Origin of the sequence: Shewanella sp. MF05960 (assembly GCF_050849305.1) — a bacterium.
In the GTDB taxonomy this organism is placed as follows: domain Bacteria; phylum Pseudomonadota; class Gammaproteobacteria; order Enterobacterales; family Shewanellaceae; genus Shewanella.
Map to the genome: position 1 here is coordinate 215,366 of NZ_JBOZPS010000005.1, position 21,317 is coordinate 236,682.

Annotated in this window: 15 protein-coding genes; 2 read left to right on the forward strand and 13 right to left on the reverse strand. The window is 42.8% G+C overall.

What is annotated here, in order from left to right; genetic code table 11:
• Window positions 1-562 precede the first annotated feature (562 nt).
• From ACROAE_RS07140 to ACROAE_RS07180, 9 genes are all read right to left on the reverse strand, one after another.
• Window positions 563-1,666 carry a PQQ-dependent sugar dehydrogenase gene (locus tag ACROAE_RS07140; RefSeq protein ID WP_432400300.1) on the reverse strand — a complete coding sequence of 368 codons (1,104 nt, stop codon included), beginning with the start codon at window positions 1,664-1,666 and terminating at the stop codon, window positions 563-565.
• Window positions 1,667-1,730: 64 nt separating this feature from the next.
• Window positions 1,731-2,516 (reverse strand): alpha/beta fold hydrolase, encoded by a 786-nt coding sequence (locus ACROAE_RS07145; RefSeq protein ID WP_432400301.1) that lies wholly within the window; start codon window positions 2,514-2,516, stop codon window positions 1,731-1,733.
• Between the two features lie 102 nt (window positions 2,517-2,618).
• Window positions 2,619-3,473 carry a crotonase/enoyl-CoA hydratase family protein gene (locus tag ACROAE_RS07150; RefSeq protein ID WP_432400302.1) on the reverse strand — a complete coding sequence of 285 codons (855 nt, stop codon included), beginning with the start codon at window positions 3,471-3,473 and terminating at the stop codon, window positions 2,619-2,621.
• An 88-nt stretch (window positions 3,474-3,561) separates the two neighbouring features.
• On the reverse strand, window positions 3,562-4,254 hold the full coding sequence (locus ACROAE_RS07155) for a crotonase/enoyl-CoA hydratase family protein (RefSeq protein ID WP_432400303.1): 693 nt from the start codon (window positions 4,252-4,254) through the stop codon (window positions 3,562-3,564).
• 94 nt (window positions 4,255-4,348) lie between these two features.
• Window positions 4,349-5,248 (reverse strand): bile acid:sodium symporter family protein, encoded by a 900-nt coding sequence (locus ACROAE_RS07160; protein WP_432400304.1) that lies wholly within the window; start codon window positions 5,246-5,248, stop codon window positions 4,349-4,351.
• 139 nt (window positions 5,249-5,387) lie between these two features.
• On the reverse strand, window positions 5,388-6,524 hold the full coding sequence (locus ACROAE_RS07165) for a DUF2855 family protein (protein WP_432400305.1): 1,137 nt from the start codon (window positions 6,522-6,524) through the stop codon (window positions 5,388-5,390).
• 17 nt (window positions 6,525-6,541) lie between these two features.
• Window positions 6,542-7,483 carry an alpha/beta fold hydrolase gene (locus tag ACROAE_RS07170; protein ID WP_432400306.1) on the reverse strand — a complete coding sequence of 314 codons (942 nt, stop codon included), beginning with the start codon at window positions 7,481-7,483 and terminating at the stop codon, window positions 6,542-6,544.
• A 54-nt stretch (window positions 7,484-7,537) separates the two neighbouring features.
• A complete protein-coding gene (locus tag ACROAE_RS07175; protein ID WP_432400307.1) occupies window positions 7,538-8,200 on the reverse strand; it encodes a nitroreductase in 663 nt (220 codons plus the stop codon).
• A gap of 127 nt (window positions 8,201-8,327) precedes the next feature.
• Window positions 8,328-10,769, reverse strand: a complete 2,442-nt coding sequence (locus tag ACROAE_RS07180; protein ID WP_432400308.1) for a TonB-dependent receptor — start codon at window positions 10,767-10,769, stop codon at window positions 8,328-8,330.
• A gap of 580 nt (window positions 10,770-11,349) precedes the next feature.
• Between ACROAE_RS07180 and ACROAE_RS07185 the strand changes: the two genes are divergently transcribed.
• Window positions 11,350-13,146, forward strand: a complete 1,797-nt coding sequence (locus ACROAE_RS07185) for an acyl-CoA dehydrogenase C-terminal domain-containing protein (protein WP_432400309.1) — start codon at window positions 11,350-11,352, stop codon at window positions 13,144-13,146.
• A gap of 165 nt (window positions 13,147-13,311) precedes the next feature.
• Here the strand turns inward: ACROAE_RS07185 and ACROAE_RS07190 are convergent, their stop codons facing one another.
• The 4 genes from ACROAE_RS07190 to ACROAE_RS07205 all read right to left on the reverse strand — a co-directional run bounded on the left by ACROAE_RS07190 (window position 13,312) and on the right by ACROAE_RS07205 (window position 19,218).
• Window positions 13,312-16,434, reverse strand: a complete 3,123-nt coding sequence (locus ACROAE_RS07190) for an efflux RND transporter permease subunit (protein WP_432400310.1) — start codon at window positions 16,432-16,434, stop codon at window positions 13,312-13,314.
• Window positions 16,435-16,445: 11 nt separating this feature from the next.
• Window positions 16,446-17,420, reverse strand: a complete 975-nt coding sequence (locus tag ACROAE_RS07195) for an efflux RND transporter periplasmic adaptor subunit (RefSeq protein ID WP_432400311.1) — start codon at window positions 17,418-17,420, stop codon at window positions 16,446-16,448.
• Between the two features lie 45 nt (window positions 17,421-17,465).
• Window positions 17,466-18,743, reverse strand: a complete 1,278-nt coding sequence (locus ACROAE_RS07200) for a TolC family protein (RefSeq protein WP_432400312.1) — start codon at window positions 18,741-18,743, stop codon at window positions 17,466-17,468.
• 67 nt (window positions 18,744-18,810) lie between these two features.
• On the reverse strand, window positions 18,811-19,218 hold the full coding sequence (locus ACROAE_RS07205; RefSeq protein WP_432400313.1) for a hypothetical protein: 408 nt from the start codon (window positions 19,216-19,218) through the stop codon (window positions 18,811-18,813).
• Window positions 19,219-19,500: 282 nt separating this feature from the next.
• Here ACROAE_RS07205 and ACROAE_RS07210 point away from each other — a divergent pair, with 282 nt between their 5' ends.
• Entirely contained in the window at window positions 19,501-21,258 is a 1,758-nt protein-coding gene (locus tag ACROAE_RS07210; protein WP_432400314.1) for a DUF885 domain-containing protein, read from the forward strand.
• Window positions 21,259-21,317: the final 59 nt, after the last annotated feature.

Genomic DNA, 21,317 nt, shown 5'->3' on the forward strand with positions numbered 1-21,317 from the left:
ACTCTGAACTTGAGGCCGTTGAAGAAAATGACGTGAGCCCAGACATGGATGTCTGGCTAGCTTTAGAGGGAAAGGGACGCCCCATCTGAAGCGTTAGCATTTTCGAATAAGGCCGAGGCCGATTCCAAATAGAGTTAAAAGCTTGATAGATTTCCGTCGCAATTTTTTCGCTGCTGTTGTTTGGTGAAAAAGCGAAAATGTTGCCGGAACGGCAGGGGTGATCCAAGAGGGGATTGCTGTTGATCCCCTTTTGGCCTGTGCAGGGTGGAACCTTGCGATCTTACTTCAAACGAAGTTTGAAAATTCAATTTAGTCAGTTCAGGGTAAACTTTTATAAAATAAAACCTTCCAACCCGCTTTTCTCCTAATGTAATATTCGGTATGTCAATTAAGTCTAGGACGCGAATTATTGGTTTGATTTTGTAAAGTCTGCAGTTCACGCATATCTTAGCCAAAACTAAAAGCAAAAAAACACCTGGGTCCCGGCTCAACAGCACTGCCGGGACGACGAGAAAGAGGTTAGTAATTTTCTATCATCTACGAGATATGGCTTAACGTGCTGTTACTGTTTAGTATAACTAATCCGATACACTGCATTGGCAAAGTCATCTGATACTAAAATAGAGCCGTCTGTTAAGGTCATTACATCAACAGGGCGGCCCCAGCTTTGTTCGCCGTCAAGCCAGCCGGTAGCGAAGGGTTGATAGTCGATCACCTTATTTCCTTCAAGGACCACTTGCATGATGCTATAACCGACTTTGTTCGTGCGATTCCACGAGCCGTGTTGGGCAATGAATATTGAATGGTGATATGTGGTTGGGAATAGTGTCCCTTGATAAAACTCCATGCCTAATGCCGCAACATGAGCGCCTAAGGTTAATGCCGGAGGTGTGTTCAGTTTGGCGGTTTTGGTGTTGGAAAAATCAGGATCGCTAATGTCAGTGTTGTGTAAATAGGGAAAACCAAAGTGTTGCCCAGTTTGAGTGACATGATTAAGTTCATCATCGGGTAAATCGTCGCCCATCATGTCACGGCCGTTATCGGTAAACCATAAATCGCCGGTAACGGGGTGAAAATCAAACCCAACGCTATTACGCACACCTTTAGCGACAATAGTAGTTTGTTTGGTGTCGATATTGAGTTTTAAGATGGACGCGAAAGGCAGCTCACTTTCACACACATTACAGGGTGCGCCCACGGGAATATACAAGTGTCCATCTGGCCCAAAGGCAATGAACTTCCAACCATGATGGGCTTTATTGGGCAGCTTATCGTAAACCAACTCAGGCGTTGGAATATTCGGTAAGCTGTTTTCAATATTAGGGTAACGCCAAATTTTATCGACTTCAGCCACATACAAACTGCCATTATGAAATGCTAAACCTGATGGCATAAACAAATCTTTAGCGATAACGATTTGTTTATCGGCTTTATCATCATTATCACTGTCAATAAGTGCATAAACATTGCCAGCCTTGCGGCTGCCCACAAATACCGTGCCTTTGTCGCCCAGCGACATTTGGCGTGCGTTTTCGATATTTTCAGCGTAAATATCAATACTAAATCCCTGTGGGAGTTGTATTTTCTCTAACGGTAACGCGAACACAGAAAAACTTAATCCCAAGCCACAGGTTAGGGCGGTTAACAATGTCGTAGGCTTTATCATAGCTATTCCTTACTCCTTACTCCTTATTCCTTACTGCTATTTAATCAACACTGTCTCTCGCGTGTTACCAATCTTTAATCATCTCTTTGACCATGGCCGCGGTGTTTTCAGGTTGCTCTAATGGGAACATATGGCCGCCATTAGGCAATGCGATTAATTCAATATCATTGAGTTTGGCGAAACGCACAAAATGTTTAATCGGGAAGATATTGGTTTTTTCGCCATAAATCAGCTTTGCAGGTACGGTTAACTTGTTTTTGTATTTAACCAGGTTGGTCGGTAAATGCCTGAATATGTCTGCTTCTACTGCAGGAGAGAAAGTCAGCTCAAGGCGTTTATTGCGCAGCACAACACTGGATGTTGCATAGTCTTGTAAGCAACGTGGGTCGAAGTTTTTAAACAATGTTTTCTGTGAAAAATAATCAACTAAATTGGTGTTTTCTGGCCACTGGTTCTGTCTTGTTTTCGCTTTACCCGCTGGAGATAATTTATCAATATAGGGTGTACGTTTAATCACGTTGAGTAAGTGAGAAAATGCCCCCGTGACCACTGGCGGGTCTAACATCACTAACCCTCGAAACAGTTCGGGGTGTTGGCAGGCCGCAATAAATGAAATAACGCCGCCAAATGAATGACCCACACAAATCACGGGTTCCTGCTGCTTCTTTATAAAATCAACAAGTTCAGTGACAAGGTGTTGCCAGTTGCTATGAATAGGATATAGCGCATTGTGGCCAAATTGGTTATGAGCGACAGTACGATAATCTGCCTCAAATTCAGCCAGAAAAGTTTTATAGCTCCCAGCTGGAAAGCCATTAGCATGCACTAGGTTGATCAGTGGTTTAGTCATAATGTCTCTAATGGATAACGCACTTTTGCTATCAAATAAAATCACCCTAGAGTGTTTTGTTTGTATTTTTTGATAACAAACAGTGTGTTTAATCCATAATATTTAGAATATTGTTGTTGGGTTTATTTGAGCCAGTTCTTCGAATTCTGGCGTTCGATTTTGCGCTTTAGCTTTGAAAATTTCCATCATATCGTTTTGCGGTTGGAACATGCCACTTTGCCAGACAGACATATAATTAAGGCTGTCTGCAACGCTGTGATCGCGTGCATAGTTAATCATCTCTTTACAACCGGCTACCGCGAGGGGCGAACGAGAGGCAATGTCTTCTGCGATGGCAAGCACTGCACTGAGCATTGATGCGTGATCGTCAAATACTTGATTGACTAAACCAGCTTGTTTGGCTTCTGCCGCTGGCATTCTGCGACCTGTGTAGGCAAGCTCTTTGACTAAACCGATAGAGATAAGCTTAGGTAAACGTTGTAATGTCCCGACATCGGCGGTCATGCCGAGTTTGGTTTCTTCGATACTGAAAAAGGCATCACTGGTGCAGTATCGGCAATCGGCCGCGGTGACCATATCTACCGCGCCGCCAATACAACCACCTTGAATGGCCATTAACACTGGCATACGTACAGATTCTAATACCGTGAAGCAGTCTTGCAATTTAAGCACTAAACGGCGTAATTGCTCGTGTTTACGGCCTAACTCCATTTTATCTGCGCCAGTGTTGGCACTAAATACCGCTAAATCCATCCCCGCAGAAAAGTGCTTGCCGGTAGATGAAATCACAATAGCTCTTGCTGCCGACTGATTATTGATGTCGTGGATTACACTCGGGAATTCATGCCAAAAATCGACATTCATTGAATTTAACGCATCGGGTCTGGTTAAGATGATGTGCGCCACTTTGTTATTAATATCAACGCTTAAGGTTTTGTAGGTTTTTGGTGTGGTCATGTCTATGTCCTTATAGTTGTTTTTATCGTTCTAATGTTGGTTTAACTAGATTGCTAACAATTGTTAGCGCTTATTTACAGCGCGCTAGTTACAAAGTCAGGGTGATATTACGGTCTTCAATGATTGCAGCATCAAGCGCGGCCAATATTGTTTGCCTCATTTTGAGCTTAGTTCCGTGATGAGCGGTCATATTGAGGGTTTGCATGTGTTTTGCGACCATCATGGCAGTACTCATTAATTGATCTGGTTCAACTACGTTATCTAAGAAGCCCGCTTCAACGGCTGTTTCTGGGCTAAATAATTCTGCATTAATGACCGCGCGAGTAAGGTAGTGTGTTGGAATGCGATTACGGGCGATTTCAATGCCGGCCTGGTGCATTGTCATGCCTATAGCGACTTCGTTTAAACCAATTTTAAATTCACCAGCACAGCCTATTCGATAATCACAACTGAGCATTAGAAATGCACCTTTAGCGATTGCATGACCGCTGCATACACCAATAATAGGCGTTGGAAAGGCTAACATTCTGCGTGACAAGCTAGAACCGGCGGTGACCAGTGCTATAGCAGCCTCTGAGCTTTGCTTCATGGTCTTTAAATCAAAGCCGCCAGAGAATATACCTGCTTGACCGGTGAGAATTACCACGGCTGCTTGCTGCTCTGCAGCATCTAAAGCACTATTAAGTTGTTCAATCACTTCAGGTGATATGGCATTCACTTTGCCATTATTTAAGCTGATGATATGAACGTTATTTTCAATCGTTACGTTAACTAATTGCATACTTCACCTAATGTTTTTCACGTTATTGTTGTTTTTAAGCGATTGTTATTATGTGTTTTAAGTTGTTTTCACTCTGTTTCAAAGCATCTTAACCCTAGCTTTGGGCGATAGACGCCCTTAGCTGTCTAGCTTTGATGTATTTAGTGTTTAACATACCGACTAAAACGCTTGCCGTAAATAGCATGGTAAGCGTGTAAATGGCTGGTGTGAATGACATTTTATAATTAGCGAGCAGTGTAAGTGCCATAAACATTGATAACGTACTGTTTTGCAAGCCCACCTCAATGGTAATTGAAGTACGTTGAGCAAAGTTAAGGCCAAACCATTTACTCGAGTAATAACCCAACAGCATGGTTGAAATATTGAGGATAATAGACACGGGACCAGCTGCAATCAGTGCTGGGATAACAATATCCTGTTGAATATAAGTCAAAAAGATAATCAGTAAGGTTAAAAATAAAATACCGAAACGTGACACGTGCACTTGTGTGCTTTCTGCTAGCTTTGGCGCATATCGCCTGATTAACATGCCCACCGCTATCGGTACAATGGTGAGTTTCATTAGACTGATCATGGTAGCCATAATGGGTAACTGAAACTCGCTGCCTTCACCCATAAAGTGAATAAGCGAGAAATTGAGCACAACAGGAATAGTAAACACTGTGATTAAACTGGCGACCGCAGTCATGGTGACAGACAAGGCGACATCCGCTTTGGCCAAATGTGAAAACATGTTCGATGTCGTGCCACCAGGACATAACACTAATAGCATGACACCCACCGCATATTCAGGCTCTAATGGCATGATACTGGCCAGCGCAAACCCTATGATTGGAAGCAGTAAGAGTTGATTCGTTAACCCAATGGCTACCGCTTTGGGGTATTTTATGACGCGTTTAAAATCATTGACCACCAGCGACAAACCCATTCCCATCATAATCAAGAAGATACACACTGGAATAATTTGTGTGTTGACCAACGTTATCAGTTCCATATTGTCCATAATAACCTCTAGTAAAAACGATAAACCTTAGCTAATAAAGGTAAAAGCTAGGCAATAGTTAGGGAAAACATCCGTTTTAAATTTGTTTGTTTATTCATTAACAGGTCGCATTGCCAGCGCTATAACCTGGCTATTTGCACACACCATTTGGGTTAACGACGATACCCACCGAAGCATCGGCAGTACCTGCTAACACCGTTTGATAAACATCGTTAACTTGCTTGAGGTCGTGTATATGATGAGTCGAGATATTGCCCTTACAAAAGTCGATATAACCGAGCAATGCGAGGCTCATTTGTTTCATCGTTTCTGTTGTGCCCCAATCTTTACTGCGTTTTTTAAGCTGTGTCGGGGCAAAAAAGAATGTCGGCGTCGCGCCAGGAAGATTGGTTTCTGCACCTGCTTGGCTGATATCGATGTCGTTGTGATGTGTAGCCCCAATGCGACAAGAGTAGGTGAGCTGTGAACTAAAATGATGGTGAATAGCCGCTAAAGTGGTTTTACCGCCAGCCATGTCGACGAGTATTGATGCTACTGTTGGGTCTAGCTCGGTTATTTGTTGATAACTGATGACCTTATCGTAACAACCAAGTGACTCCACAAAGGCTTTATTCGCCTGTGAGGTGATGCCGATGGCGGGACGTTCACCCCGCTGTTTGATGCAGTAAGCAAGGGCAATACTGGTTTTACTTGATGCACTGGTAATCAGGTATTGTTTGGCAGCAAAATACTGGTTGTCGAACATAAAGTCGTCAACCAACCAGGATGTGGTCAATAATCCGCGCAATAAAATATCGTAGTCTTCGTTTTGCTCGCGATAAAAGGGATTAGCACCCACGCGATCGAAATGATTGTAAACCGGAGATAAGCCTTCTCTGCAAGGATTAACATCACTAAAACCATACTGCGAAACATGTCCTGCCAGAATAATCAGGTGGGTCGCCATAGGCATAAATCCCCACACTCGTTCGCCCACTAATATCTGATCGTTTTTTGATTTAATTACTTCGGCATAGCCCATCACGGGCAAGCGTCCCCAATGTTGAGGTTCATTTGACGGGAAAAAACGCCAATATCCTAAGGCATCACCGGCAATACCGTAGCTGATATTATTGGCTGTTAGCGCAAATTTATCGACCCGCAATAACACTTCGTTGTGCGCCATTGGCGTAGTGATATCGACATCGATCACCCGAGTGGTTTGGAGATCATTTTTGCTGACTTCAAATACCGCAGCACGGTTTGGTGTAAATTGAGTAGCCGTCATAAATTACCTTTTTGTTATTATTGTATTGAAGTTAAAAAATCACTTATTGCCTTATTTACTTCGTTGGGTCTTTCATGTTGGATCCAGTGACTGGTTTGAGAAAAGCGTTTAATGGTGCAGTTCGGCACATATTCAATTAAGCCATCGAGGTTTTCATTCACGAATGCCAAATCTTGCTCGCCCCACAGCACAAGAGTGGGCAGATTAATGCGAATATTAGGTATTTTTAGCTCTGAAGTGTGTTTAACCTGATCGCATGAAGAGACGTTGGTGTCATGCTTAACATCAGTCTGGGTGTCGTTACGCGCAAGTTGTGGCATGGCACGATAATATTGCAACATGCCATTTATCGCCCCCGGTTGTCGCCAGACTTGCCGATAGGCATCTAACACGTCAGGGGTAAAAATAGCCGGTTGTTGGCTCTGCATAATCTTATCGACTAAGTAACGGTAATCATCTTGTGTTAGTAGGTTTTCCGCTTCTGCTCCAATAAGCTCATGAATATAAGCACTTTTACTGCGCTGATTTGAGTTGTTGATCATCTCACGGGTAAAGGTACTCGGATGCGCTGCATTTAATATCACTAAACGAGTTAACAACGAGGCGTTAAACGCGGCTAACGGCCAGGCAATTGCGCCGCCCCAATCATGGGCAATTAAGGTTACGGGATGATTTGGACTTATCGCGCCAATAAATTTACCCATAAAGCCAATCAGGTTTGGCACGGCATAAAACGCGGCATCAGTGGGTTTGTCGCTAAGGTGATATCCGGGTAAGTCGGGTGCGATTACCCGATATTGTTGGCCGAAAAATGCCAGTTGTTTACGCCATGTTCCCCAATATTCTGGAAATCCATGTAAAAAAACTAATGTTTCAATCGGCTGAGATGCTTGAGGACTTGACTCAACATAATGAATGTTAACACCATCGACGTCGATATAATGATGCGCTAGTGACATATGCCATCTCCATACTGAATATAAACTGAGTCAAGTCGAGCCAAATAAAGTGGGTTATTCGAAAAAGGTAACCGCAGTGCCAAGTGCTTCACGTTCGGTACGGGTATTATTGACAAGTGCCGTGTCATCGGCGTAACCAAATGACATGCCAAATAGAATGCCGCGTTCGTCAGGTAGGCCTAAGATTTCACGAACGGGATCAGGGAATTGCCCCAGCGCGCCTTGCATACAATTAGACACGCCGTGTTCTGCCATAATTAACGATAACGTTTGCGCGTAAATGCCTAAATCGACGGCACCCATAATGTCTAAATACTTGTCCATGGTAAAAAACACCGCATGAGGGGCATCAAAAAATTGCCAGTTGCGTACCATCGCCATTTGACGGGCTTTTTTATCTTCGCGAGCGATACCGACTGAGCTATACAGCGCATTCGCTGAACCAAATTGACGATCGCGATGTACTCCTTGATATTGCGGTAACCAGTTGAAATCTGGGTTAGGTGAGGCGCCGCTCATCAAGGTTTCAATAAACTTGGTTTTTAGCTTATCTTTTGTCGCACCAGACACCACACACGGTTGCCAAGGTTGGACATTACAATTTGAGGGTGAAAGTTGCGCACTAGAAAAGATTTGTTTTAAGACATTGTCAGGCACTGGCTTGTCTTGAAATGCACGAACTGAATAACGGTTTTTTAAAATAGATTCTATAGACATAGTGACAACTCTTATTGTTATTTATCATTAAGGCTATACCTGTTTTTCAGGCATAAATGAGTTTCTTACGGTCAAAAATCTGTAACGTCGGCAATATGCTTACTGACGTTACAGACGGTTGGGTTAATTAAAACTGGTACGAAATGTTCGCGCCAAAAGTACGTGGTTGATTTGGGTACCCATTAAAGCTGCCCGCCTGAATTGGAGGTGGGAAGGCCGATAATAAATACTCATCATTGGTTAAGTTACGCACCCACAGTTGCAAACTTAGGCCATTATCGAAGGCCAAGCCTGTACTGGCATTAAACGTATTGACTTCACGCGAAAGAGATTCAGGGGTATTTTCGGCAACTTTAACATCGCTTTCGTAGAGATAATCTGTACGAACATAACCATCTGCACCATTAAACACTTCAAAGTTATAGACAATCCCGGCAGTGATACTCACTTCATGAATACCCGCAGGTTTTTCACCAGACAAATCAACTGGGCCGTCTAAACCAGATGCTCCTTCAAACGAGTCATAAATTGGATCAAGGAAAGTACCTGCCAATGTAAATGACCAATCGTCGGTTAAGTTATAATTTGAATCAAACTCGATACCTTTGGTGCTTTGTTTGCCCGCATTCGCTAGCACATATCCCGTACCAATAAAGATTGATGATTGGAAACCTTCGATAGTTTGGTCAAATATTGTTGCGTTAAACGAGCCATTTTCAAATTGGGTTTTAATGCCAATCTCATACACCATGGCTTCTTCAGGTGAAGCATAGCGGCCACCATAAACTTGATTCGGCAGTGCGATACCTGCGGTTTCTATTGCAGCCTGATCTGAAGCAAAAGGACTTGAATAACGCGATAAATTCCACGATGTGGCTTTAAAGCCCGTTGCTGCTGTTGCAAAAACGTTAATATTGTCATTGATTTCATAAGCCAAACGCATAGACCAAGTGGCTTTACTGTCATCGGACTCATTGTTTTCTGCCGCATTAGGCAAACCTAACATCGGCGGTAAAAATTGCAGACTTTCTAATACAGGTACTGCAGGAGCAAGTTGTGGAATGTTACCAATAGGCACACCATATAATGTCGGTACGGTGGCTAAATCAAGCGCAGAAAGCACATCGTTATGGTTTTGAGAAATGGTGATTTCTTTTTGGTCATTGGTATAACTCACACCAAAAATTGCCGTGAATTGGTCATTAATGTGGTAATCAAAACTGGCAAATAAAGAATACGCATCGTTGTCTTGTTTAAACTCTGAACTGACTGCCGTGTTACCTGAAAAAAATGTGCCAGCATCAAGACCATAAGCGCCTTCTACACCCGAGAGCAAACCTGGTGCGCCACCTGCTGACATGAGGACATCAAAGTAATTTCTCATGTCATTGCCGTAATACAACGTGTCGCCTGTAGTGACTTCTTCATGGAATATGAATGCACCAAACATCCACTCTAATTGACGTTCGTCCGTTGATGCGAGGCGAAATTCCTGAGTCATGGTATCAATGTCGGTATAGCCACCTTCGTTGAGAATATCCAAAGAGGTGTAATCAACATCATTCATAAAATCAGATTCGTTATTACGTACCGCACTGATTGAGGTAAATGAGTAACCGTCAAAATCAACATCCAGTTGCAGTGATACGCCGCCGTCTTTAACGTTGTTGATGGGGTCTGAGTTCAATGCTGATTTATATGCAAAAGAGCTGGTTTCGTCTAAATCCACTCCACCTAATGCCCGTACAGCACCGGTAGTTGGTCCATTGATTGAGTTTTCAACCGTACAACATGCCTCGTTTATTTTGCTGTAATCTGCGATTAAGCGCAGTTTTACATCTTCAGTCGGTTCATACAGAGCTTGTCCACGCACATTCCAACGATCTTTGTCGTTAATATCACCTAAACCCGAAACCGATTCTGTATAACCATCACGAGTATTAAAACCGCCCGAGACACTAAAGGCCAAATTATCGGTTATGCCATTGGTGTAATAACCTTTCATTACTCTTTGGTTAAAATTGCCAATACCCGCTTCAATTTTACCTTCCTGGTAATAGGCCGGCTCGCGTGTGCTGACACTAATGACACCTGCTGAAGCATTTTTACCAAACAAGGTACTTTGCGGGCCGCTTAATACTTCAATTTGTTGCAGTCTTGGTAAGTCACCAATTTGAGCTGCTGCGCGTGAGCGATAAACACCATCGATAAATACCCCAACAGAGGGCTCAATACCGGTGTTATTGGTACCATTACCAAAACCACGAATGGCAAAGTTAGTATTGGTTGAACGCTGTAATGGGGTAACACGTAAGGTGGGCACTAAAGTTTGTAAGTCATCAATGTCCATGACTTTGGCCTGTTCAATGGCTTTACTGCTGACCACAGTGATTGCAACAGGTGATTCTTGTAATCCTTTTGCTCTTTTTGAGGCGGTGACAACAATACGTTCCATATCGTCATCTTTTTTTATTGGCTTCTCATCATCGGCATAAGCGGTTGAACTGAGTACACCCAACACCGCTAACGAAAGAACAGAGTACTTAAAAATCTGTGATTTATTATTCATTTATTTCCCCAGATAAAGACTAATTGCTATTAAACAAGCTTAACTAATACGTTGAATTACCAAAGATATATACGACGCTTAAGCGTTCTTGTTTGTAATGTGTAATTATCGATCTTTGTAAAACAGCTATATTCAATAACAACAAGGGGAATCAACAGCACAACATTTTCTTCTCAAATTTCTGATCGAAAACTTATCCTGAAAATACGAAATTACCACTTATAGTGAACAATTAACCGCCAAATCATGCTAGGGCGTGTTACAACATTAAACAAATCAATTATTTTAATAAGCAACTATTCATATAATGAATAATAGGGCAGTAAACTAGTGTTTTTACTCAAATTTAGTCGTTGAGTGTTGATTAGTAGGTTATACGAAGCGTGGATGGTTAGGCTTTTTATGGATGAAACCCACTGCTAACTATAATTATGACGAATGTGTACATATAATTATTATGCATTTGGATAATACTTAAAGTTAATTTAGCATCAGAGATACGCTATTTTGAGTGGATGCTATAAAGGTATCGACTTATTTCTAACCCATTAATGTTTAAAGACTCATTTGGAGAGCAACAATGCCTAAATACAAAGCCCCCATCCGTGATGTTAAATTTGTTATGCAAGAATTGCTCGAGTGCGAAGCGCACTATCAACATTTAGGGTATCAAGATGCCAGCCTTGATATGGTTGATGCCATTATTGCTGAAGCGGCTAAATTAACTGAAGAAGTTGTAGCGCCATTAAATCAAATTGGCGATCAGCAAGGATGTACATGGAAGGATGGGGTTGTCACCACACCAGATGGATTTAAACAAGCCTATGCACAATATGTTGAAGGTGGATGGCCAACATTATCGCAATCTGAAGAGTTTGGCGGCCAAGGTTTACCACATTCTCTCAACATCAGTATCGCTGAGATGTTTTCCAGTGCTAACCACAGTTTCGCGATGTATCCAGGCTTAAGTCATGGCGCGCTCGCGACTATTGAAGCGCATGGTACAGATGCCCAAAAACAACAATTTATGCCTAAGCTTGTTGAAGGTAAGTGGACCGGCACCATGTGTTTAACAGAACCACATTGTGGTACCGATTTAGGCATGTTGCGCACCAAGGCTGAATTACAAGCCGACGGCACTTATTCATTAAGCGGCACTAAAATCTTTATTTCCGCCGGTGAGCATGATTTATCAGATAACATTGTCCACATCGTTATTGCACGTATTCCAGGTGCGCCAGAAGGTAATAAAGGTATTTCGCTGTTTATCGTACCGAAATTTAACGTTAATGAAGACGGCACTATTTCTGATCGCAATGGCGTAAATTGTGGCTCTATTGAACACAAAATGGGTATTAATGGTAACGCTACGTGTGTGATCAACTTTGATGGCGCAACAGGTCACCTTATTGGCGAACCTAATCGCGGCCTAAAATGCATGTTCACCTTTATGAATGCTGCACGTATTGGCGTAGCAAGTGAAGGGGTTGCAGCCGCTGAAGCGTCATTCCAGGGCGCGTTAGCGTATGCTAAAGACCGTCTACAAATGCGTTCAATTAGTGGTGTTAAAAATCCTAACGGCCCAGCCGATCCAATCATTGTTCATCCAGATGTGCGAAGAATGCTATTGACCCAAAAGTCGATTGCAGAAGGTGGCCGTGCGTTAATTTCTTATCTAGCGCAATTGGTGGATATTGGGCATGCTGAAAAAGACGAGGCCGTTAAAGCCGATGCTGAAACCAAGCTTGCTTTGCTAACGCCTATTGCCAAAGCCTTTTTATCAGAACTTGGTTTTGAATGTACCAGCCACGGTGTGCAAATTTTTGGTGGTCATGGCTTTATTAAAGAGTGGGGCATGGAACAGCTGATGCGTGACACAAAAATCAGTTGTCTATACGAAGGCACCACCGGTATTCAAGCACTTGATTTGTTAGCCCGTAAAATTATTGGTACTCAAGGCGAAGTGTTAAAACCTTTCTCTAAAGATGTGACTGTATTTTGCCAGCAAAACATGGATAACCCAGCCATGGCTGAGTTTATTAAACCTATCATGGCGTATGCAAAAGAGTGGCATGAGCTGACCGTATTCATTGGTGGCAAAGCAATGAAGAACCCTGACGAAATCGGCGGTGCTTCTGTTGATTACTTGATGTTTGCAGGTTATGTCACGCTTGCATTCTTCTGGGCTAAAATGGCTAAAGTTGCGCAAGATAAACTGGCTGCGGGCACCACAGAGACAGCTTTCTATGAAGCTAAAATCAAAACTGCACAATTTTATATCCAACGTATGTTACCTAGAGCAAAAGGTCATGCAGCGTGTATAGCTAACGGTGTTGATTCGATGATGGCACTAGACAGTGAAGACTTTGCTTTTTAAGCTGAATAAAGTTAATGATGTTTCAATAGACCATTAAATTCACATAAAAAAACCGCAACGTTATCGTTGCGGTTTTTGTTTATTTTACTATATATTTCAGCTTATTAGACTAAATCTATCAATCATCAATCATTAGTATTTAATAGAAAGTCGTTAGCTACTTGTTTAATCGCGACTCGGCTTAGGATCTCGTCGATGGATCCACTGATACAACACCGGCAACACCAGTAAGGTGAGTAGGGTTGATGAAATTATCCCACCAATTACCACTGTTGCTAAAGGTCGTTGAACCTCTGCACCTGTGCCGATATTCAGCGCCATAGGCACAAAACCTAAACTGGCAACTAATGCAGTCATTAATACTGGGCGTAATCTAATATTAGCCCCATCGATAATAGCACTGCGTAAATCACCGGTTTCACTCCAGAGTTGACGAATGAACGTTACCAGCACTAAGCCGTTCAACACCGCAACCCCAGAAAGCGCAATAAAACCGACCCCAGCGGATAAAGACAGTGGCATGTCTCGTAACCAAAGTGACAACACACCGCCAGTAAGCGCCAGTGGCACGCCGGTAAAGATGATGAGCGAATCTTTAAACGAATTTAACGCCATCATCAGTAAGCCAAATATAACCAACAAGGTCACCGGGATCACTATGGTCAATGTGTTACTGGCAGATTCTAGTTGTTCAAAGGTGCCACCAAAATCAAGCCAATATCCACTCGGTACATTAACATCAGAGCTTATACGTTGTTTAACTTCAGCGACAAAACTGCCAAGGTCGCGATCTCGCACATTCACGGTCACCACAATACTTCGCTTACCATTTTCTCGACTAATTTGAGCCGGAGAGGGTTTGGTTACTATTGTTGCCACTTCATTTAACGGCACATAACCGCCATTGGGTAATGGTACTGGCAGATATTGCAGGTTGTCGATATCCACACGAATGGCTTCGGGTAACCGAACGACCAGCTCAAAATGTCGGTCGCCCTGGTAGATTTGTCCTACCGTTTCACCGCCAATACTGGTCGCGACTAAATCTTGCAATTCCTTGATGTTAAGGCCGTAGCGCGATAATGCCATCCGTTTTGGCACAATCGATAACATCGGTAAACCCGTTACCTGTTCAATACTGATGTCGGTAGCGCCATCAACACTCGACACCACTTGATTAATGTCATTGGCAGTTTGCAATAACTGGTCAAGGTCATCACCAAAGACTTTGATACCTAAATCAGCTCTAACGCCTGAAATTAATTCGTTAAATCGCATTTGAATCGGTTGGGCAAACTCGTAGTTATTACCTGGTAATTCACGTAATGCCGCTTCTAACTCTTCAATTAAGTCGTTTTTAGGCTTGCTGGGATCGGGCCATTGTTCACGCGGCGCTAAAATAACAAAACTGTCGGCTATATTGGGCGGCATAGGATCGGTTGCAACATCTGGAGTGCCAATTTTGGCAAAGGTTTTAGCCACTTCCGGAAATTGCTGTAAGCGTTGTTCAATTTGCGCTTGCATGATTATCGCTTGTTCAAGCCCTGTGCCTGGAATGCGCATAGCATGCAAAGTAATGTCACCTTCATCAAGCTCTGGTACAAACTCCGATCCCATTTGAGTGAGCAGCCAAAATGAAATGGCAAATAACACGGTGGTGCATGACACAACAAGCCAGCGCCAATTAAGCACCCACTCCAATAATGGCCGATAAATCGCTTTGGCGCCGTTAATCAGCGGACTTTCTTTTTCACTGATTTCACCGCGTAAAAACAACGCAACCGCGGCAGGTACGATAGTAATTGAAATTACCATTGCAGCTAATAATGCCATTATGACCGTGATGGCCATTGGATGGAACATTTTACCCTCAACACCCGACAGACTGAAAATAGGGATGTACACCACAGTGATGATAGCCACGCCAAACAAACTTGGACGAATGACTTCAAGCGTGGCATCGACTACTAATTTCAATCGCTCTTTAAGGACTAAAAGTGCGCCATTTTGTTGTTGAGCCAGTGATAAACGTCGAACACAGTTGTCGACAATAATCACCGCGCCATCGACAATGAGGCCAAAGTCCAGTGCGCCTAGGCTCATTAAATTAGCCGAAACACCGGTTTGTACCATTCCAGCTATAGTAGCAAGCATCGATAACGGGATAACAGCCGCGGTAATCAACGCGGCGCGAATATTACCGACTAATAGAAACAGCACAATAATGACTAGCAGTGCACCTTCTAACAGGTTGGTTTTTACCGTATCAATGGTTTTGTCGACGAGTGTGGTTCGGTTATAAACCACATCGACCGTTACACCCTCGGGTAGTGATGGCTTAATCGCTTCTAGTTTTGCCGCAGCAGCTTGCGACACTGTCCGCGAGTTTTCACCAATGAGCATCATCGCCATGCCAAGCACGGTTTCTTGACCGTTTCGAGTCGCAGCACCGGTACGCAGCTCTTTACCTATCGCCACTTCGGCAACATCACTAATTAATACCGGCTCTGTACCTTGCAAGCCCACGACAATTTGTTCTATTTCTTCAATTGAACTCAGTTGCCCAGGCGAGCGAACTAACAGTTGTTGTCCATTTTTTTCGATGTATCCAGCACCGCGATTACTATTGTTAGCGCGTAATGCTTCAGCCACACCTTCCATAGACACGCCATGTTGCAATAACAGTCTTGGGTCGGGTAATACATGATATTGCTTGTTGAAACCGCCAAAGGTATTCACTTCCACAATGCCCTGAACTTGAGCTAATTGTGGTTTAATAATCCATTCTTGTACTTCACGAAGGGCAATGGCATCCCAAGCAGAACCATCTGGTTGAGTGGCTCCCGGTAAAGCATCAATCGTGTACATAAATATTTCGCTTAACCCTGTCGCGATAGGTCCCATAATGGGTTCTATCCCCACAGGCAGCTGACCTTTCACAGAGCTCAAGCGTTCATTAATCAAATTACGTGCGAAATAAATGTCAGTACCATCTTCAAACACCACGGTGACTTGAGATAATCCGTAACGAGAAATCGAACGGCTATAACTTAAGTGCGGTACGCCATAGAGCGCAGACTCAACCGGGAAGGTGATCCGCTGCTCAATTTCTAATGGCGAAAAGCCGGGCGCTTCAGTATTGATTTGTACTTGAACATTGGTGATGTCGGGCACAGCATCAATCGGTAAGCGCTGATAACTCCACAAACCCACACCGATTAACACTAAGATCATCGACAGCATTAACAAACGTCGTTCTACAGAGAAACGAACAATTTTTTCAAACATGGTGTTTCTCCTTAATGGTGGTGCGCAGCCGCTGACTTTTCGATATCTGCTTTGATAAGATAGCTATTTTCAGCGACATATTGCTCACCTAATGCCAATCCAGAGATCACTTGAGTGTATCTGTCGTCACTGTAACCCAATGTAATAGGCCTTAACTCGTAGCGTTCACCTTGTTTGATAAACACCACTTGTTGATTGTCGACTTCCTGAATTGCCCCGTTTACCACCAAAAGCGGCACTGGCATTTCATCTACTGCGATGTTGACCGACAGCATGTCACCCGGCATAAACTGACCCTGTTGATTGTCAATTTTTACTCTTGCGTGAGTGACTGCGTGTGCATCCGTTGAGGGTAATAAATGACTGATTTTGCCTTTAAAGGTTTGATGATTGCCATGCAAAGTAGCCGATTGACCGACGTGTACTTTGCTGCGATCCATTGGGAAGATGTTTACATCAGCCCAAAGCACATCGTGATTGACGATTAACATTAACGATTTATCGTCCGTGGTTTGACCGATATTGACGTATTGCGCTTGTATCACTCCAGCGATTGGCGCTTTGATAGTATAAGGTTGAAGGCTGTCATTCGACTCCACTTTGGCAACATTTGCGCCTTTCGCGACAGTATCGCCAAGGGTGGCATACAGCTCTGTGACGACGCCAGGGAATCGTGCACTGATGTTGGCAGTGTTATTTGGTGCAACGCTGACCTTAGCAAACGCGCGAATGGTTTTTTCAATCGTCCCAGATGTCACCTCTGCGGTGTTAATACCAATACGTTGGGCAATATCCGCATCAATTTCGGCGTGTCTAACACCTTCCTCATCATGTTCATCATGTTCGTCATGTTCATCATGGCCATGCTCATCTTTGTTTTGCTGTTTTTCATGAACATCATGTTCATCATGCCCATGTTCGTCTGAGCCCCAAGCTGCGTAAGGAAATGCCAATATTAGGCAGAGTAGTAATGTGATATTTTTCATAATCTAATTTGTTCCATTATCTTAAAAACGTAAGCATCAAACGGATTAATGCGTTGCTAATGATTGCGCTGTTAATTGCTCAATCATGGCCTGGTTTAAGAGCACTGAGGTTGCCGCATCAATTAGTGATAAGCGCGCATCAAGTAGTTCTTGTTGTGCCAATACCAAGTCCGCATAGCGATAACGGCCTTTTTGATAGCTTTGCTGGGTGTAGGTTAATGATTCAGTGAGCAGCGGAATAATGTTTTGTTGAAGGCTTTTTACGGTGTTGACTTGCTGCTCACGACTGCGATAAGCCTGAAATAATCGAGTGCGCAACGCGACAAGCAATGCGGCTTTTTCGACACTCACTTCATTTATCGCCGCGTTTGCCGATTGCAGGTTGCCACGGTTTCGTTCACCAGCAAATAATGGCATTGAAAACCCCACCATTAAGGCATTATCACCGTTAGGTTGCGTATGCTTTATCCCGACTTGCCAACGAATATCGGCAGTGGACTGACTTTTAGCTAATTGCCATTCAACTTCACGAATACGCTCTTGGGTGGCATACATCTCAATGGCCGGTGATGCTTCAACTCGTTGATACAATGAGTCAAAAGATTCAACGGAGTTAAATGCAAACAAATTTCCACTGACTTGTTCAAAAGTTGGCTGTTGCTGGCCCATATAGCTTGCTAACAACATTTTTTGGCTATCAAGTCGTGCAGATAACTCGGCAGTAACAAGTTGGGCATTCAACATACTCGCTTTAGCCCGTAATGCATCAACCTTTGCCGTAGCGCCTTTATTCACCCGGCTTTGGATTTGCTGATAAGTCGTGTTGGCTAAATCTGCTGCATCTTGTGCCAGTTGATGTTTTTGTTGCAACGCCAACGTGGTAATGAAAACTTGAGTCATTTCACCTAATAAATCCAATGACACCGCTTTTCTTTGTGCTTCTACATAGGCGTAACTGGTATCAACAACATTGGTGCGCGCCGCTCGTTTATCACCAAGCTCAATTAAAGACGAGAGTGCTAATGTCATTTCAATGGCACTTAATCCTGAGTAATCACCGGTGCCCAGGATGTTTTCTGCCTCAACGGCTAATTCATAAGCTGCGGCTTGATCGGCGCTTAAACGTTGGCCCTCTAATGCTTGTTGGCGCCATTTAAACACGTGCAATTGTGGATGACGTTGCAAGGTCATTTTCGCGGCGGTGTCTAAGGACAATAATTGCGTGTCTGTTTGTGCGTTTGCGTTAGTTATCAGCAAAAATGATAACGACACTGCGCAACTGCGTAAAAATATTTTACGTAGCAAGGAGTAATGAATAAACATGAGTAGTTAAACCCTTTAATCAACTAAATAGGTGTGGCCGTTTTGACGGTCGAGAGTGAGTTAAAGGTTAAGCAATTGGCGGGCGGTAGATATTTTTGGCAACAATAATGATTTTAGAATCAATGAGGTTAATACCATGACCTACAATCAAACTGAGCTGTGCAGCGTGGGATTGAACATCAAGCCAAGGTGGAAAATATTGGCAACAACTGCAATGTTCACACTGCTCAATACACGTGTCATGTTCAGATTCGATAAGATTGAGGCTGTAACATCCATCAATTTTGGTATCAGAGTCAGTGAGTTGATAAGGTTCGCTCGCTGTTGTGTAAGACTCATGATAATTATCACTGTCACGATCGTCACATACAGAAAAGGGCACAGAAACGATTTGAATAAAGAAAAACAGGCCTAAAATTGCACAGAGCAATTGAGACTTGTTGATTGCTTTATATATCGTTTTGAGTGTATTCAACTTGACTCTATTATTGTTCTTTAACGTGTGTGAATGATGTGATTATTTTACGCTAATGCGTTTGGCAAATTGTAGCATCAATAAGCTCAATTCTGTAATCAGATTTACAATCGAATCTTTCAATAAAGATTTTATTATCAAGCAGATGTGTTGATAATTATTCGTTACAGATTAGTTAATGGGCTGTTTCTCTATTCAGGTTGAATTTCAGTTATAGTATTAGGCTAAATGAATAAACCAGATAATGTGCTAAATAAAGGCCAAATCAAAAGGACTTCTTCTATGTCGGGTAAAAAAATCTCCGCAATCCTCCCACTGTTGATGTTAATGCCAATCACGGCTTCGGCCGGTTCATGGGTTGATATTAGTAATCAATACACCAATAAACAAATTCAGATAACAAGTCAGTTTCAGCCAGAAATGGCCAGTTCTATTGGCATAACAGAAGCTGATAATCTGTGTAGCAGTATTACAAAAGCACAACAAGATAAGTATATTCAAACGCTTAACAGCAGTAAAAAAACATTATTAAAAGCGCTTGAAACAGAAACCCTTTTACCCGTGCGCCAGGATCTTAATATTATTATTGATAATATAGATCAAACCATTTTGTCAGGGCAGTTAGACGACAAATACATGCTGCCTTGGGTTGATGTACCGTTAATCATTTTTAGTGGGGTGTCAGCATTACTCGATGAGCAAATGGCAGACAGTCGTAAACAGGCTGCGATGACGCGTTTGGCTTGTTATGTCGGTAAAAATGGCCAGGTAGCATTAACTGAGCAAGCTAAAACGTTGTTTGAAAAGGCGTTAAGCAATAAATCATTGCTCGGCCCAACTAAAGAAGAAGTTGAGCAAGCATTAGCCAGAACAGACACCTTACTCCAGGGTTTACAACAGCTTTTTGATAAAAATAAATTCAGCCAGGCAGATGATAACCTCGCGCTATTGCAGCAACAAATTACCGATTACCGTCAATGGGCCGAAAAAACAGTTATTCCTAATGCTCGTACTGACTACAAACTGCCGTCTGATATTTATGCATTAAAGCTTAAAAGTGCTGGGATTGATATTGACCCTAACTTGTTGATTGAGAGCGCTAAAGCAAGCTACATGATCACCAAAGCCAACATGCAAGCATTAGCGCCGTTAGTGGCCGCAAAGTTTGATATGCCTTCAAGTGACTATCGTGATGTGATAAGAGCGCTTAAAAAGCAATCGTTATCGAATGATAAAATTGAAAATCACTACCGTGAAATTAATACAAAATTAGAAGCTATTATTAGCGATAAAGCCGTTGTCAACTTACCTAAGCGTAACATGATAATGCGCCTTGCCAGCGATGCAGAAGCAGCGGGCAGTCCGGCGCCTCATATGTTACCACCTCCGTTTATTGGTAACACGGGTGAACAAGGTCAATTTGTATTGACCACGGGTAACCCCGCGTTAAGCGGCGATGCAGCTTATGATGATTTTAACTTTGATGCTGTCGCTTACACATTAAGTGCTCACGAAGGCAGGCCAGGCCATGAGTTACAATTTGCGGTAATGCTAGAGCAGGGCGTGTCATTAGCCCGAGTGTATTATGCGTTTAATAGCGTTAACGTTGAAGGTTGGGCACTGTATGCAGAAGCAGAAATGCTGCCATATTTACCGATTGAAGGCCAATTGATTGCACTGCAACATCGCCTATTACGTAATGCTCGTGCCATGTTAGACCCCATGCTCAACTTAGGCTTAACCACTAAAGAGCAAGCTTATAATCTACTCAGTAATGATGTGGTTTTTTCAAAAGCGGCAGTAAAACAAGAAGTCGACCGTTATACCATGCGTATGCCGGGGCAGGCGGGCAGTTACTTCTACGGTTTATCGCGATTACTTGAAATTAGAGCCGATGTAGAATTAGCCCTAGGTGATAAGTTCGACCGTTTAGCCTTTAATAACTTTGTATTAGAGCAAGGATTAATTCCACCAAAGCTTATGGCAGAAGCGGTAAAACAACACTTTTTAACGCCAGTACCAGCTGCAACTTCGAAATAAAAAGTGGCAAGTAACAAGTAACAAGTAACACAATCTCATAACTGCTTTTTTATTATCAT

Excerpts from the sequence above, each read along its gene's own strand:
- ACROAE_RS07170 (WP_432400306.1), bottom strand. The coding sequence starts at position 7,483 with ATGTCACTAGCGCATCATTATATCGACGTCGATGGTGTTAACATTCAT.
- ACROAE_RS07140 (WP_432400300.1), bottom strand. The coding sequence starts at position 1,666 with ATGATAAAGCCTACGACATTGTTAACCGCCCTAACCTGTGGCTTGGGA.
- ACROAE_RS07160 (WP_432400304.1), bottom strand. The coding sequence starts at position 5,248 with ATGGAACTGATAACGTTGGTCAACACACAAATTATTCCAGTGTGTATC.
- ACROAE_RS07200 (WP_432400312.1), bottom strand. The coding sequence starts at position 18,743 with ATGTTTATTCATTACTCCTTGCTACGTAAAATATTTTTACGCAGTTGC.
- ACROAE_RS07155 (WP_432400303.1), bottom strand. The coding sequence starts at position 4,254 with ATGCAATTAGTTAACGTAACGATTGAAAATAACGTTCATATCATCAGC.
- ACROAE_RS07150 (WP_432400302.1), bottom strand. The coding sequence starts at position 3,473 with ATGACCACACCAAAAACCTACAAAACCTTAAGCGTTGATATTAATAAC.
- ACROAE_RS07145 (WP_432400301.1), bottom strand. The coding sequence starts at position 2,516 with ATGACTAAACCACTGATCAACCTAGTGCATGCTAATGGCTTTCCAGCT.
- ACROAE_RS07180 (WP_432400308.1), bottom strand. The coding sequence starts at position 10,769 with ATGAATAATAAATCACAGATTTTTAAGTACTCTGTTCTTTCGTTAGCG.
- ACROAE_RS07210 (WP_432400314.1), top strand. The coding sequence starts at position 19,501 with ATGTCGGGTAAAAAAATCTCCGCAATCCTCCCACTGTTGATGTTAATG.
- ACROAE_RS07190 (WP_432400310.1), bottom strand. The coding sequence starts at position 16,434 with ATGTTTGAAAAAATTGTTCGTTTCTCTGTAGAACGACGTTTGTTAATG.
- ACROAE_RS07165 (WP_432400305.1), bottom strand. The coding sequence starts at position 6,524 with ATGACGGCTACTCAATTTACACCAAACCGTGCTGCGGTATTTGAAGTC.
- ACROAE_RS07185 (WP_432400309.1), top strand. The coding sequence starts at position 11,350 with ATGCCTAAATACAAAGCCCCCATCCGTGATGTTAAATTTGTTATGCAA.
- ACROAE_RS07175 (WP_432400307.1), bottom strand. The coding sequence starts at position 8,200 with ATGTCTATAGAATCTATTTTAAAAAACCGTTATTCAGTTCGTGCATTT.
- ACROAE_RS07195 (WP_432400311.1), bottom strand. The coding sequence starts at position 17,420 with ATGAAAAATATCACATTACTACTCTGCCTAATATTGGCATTTCCTTAC.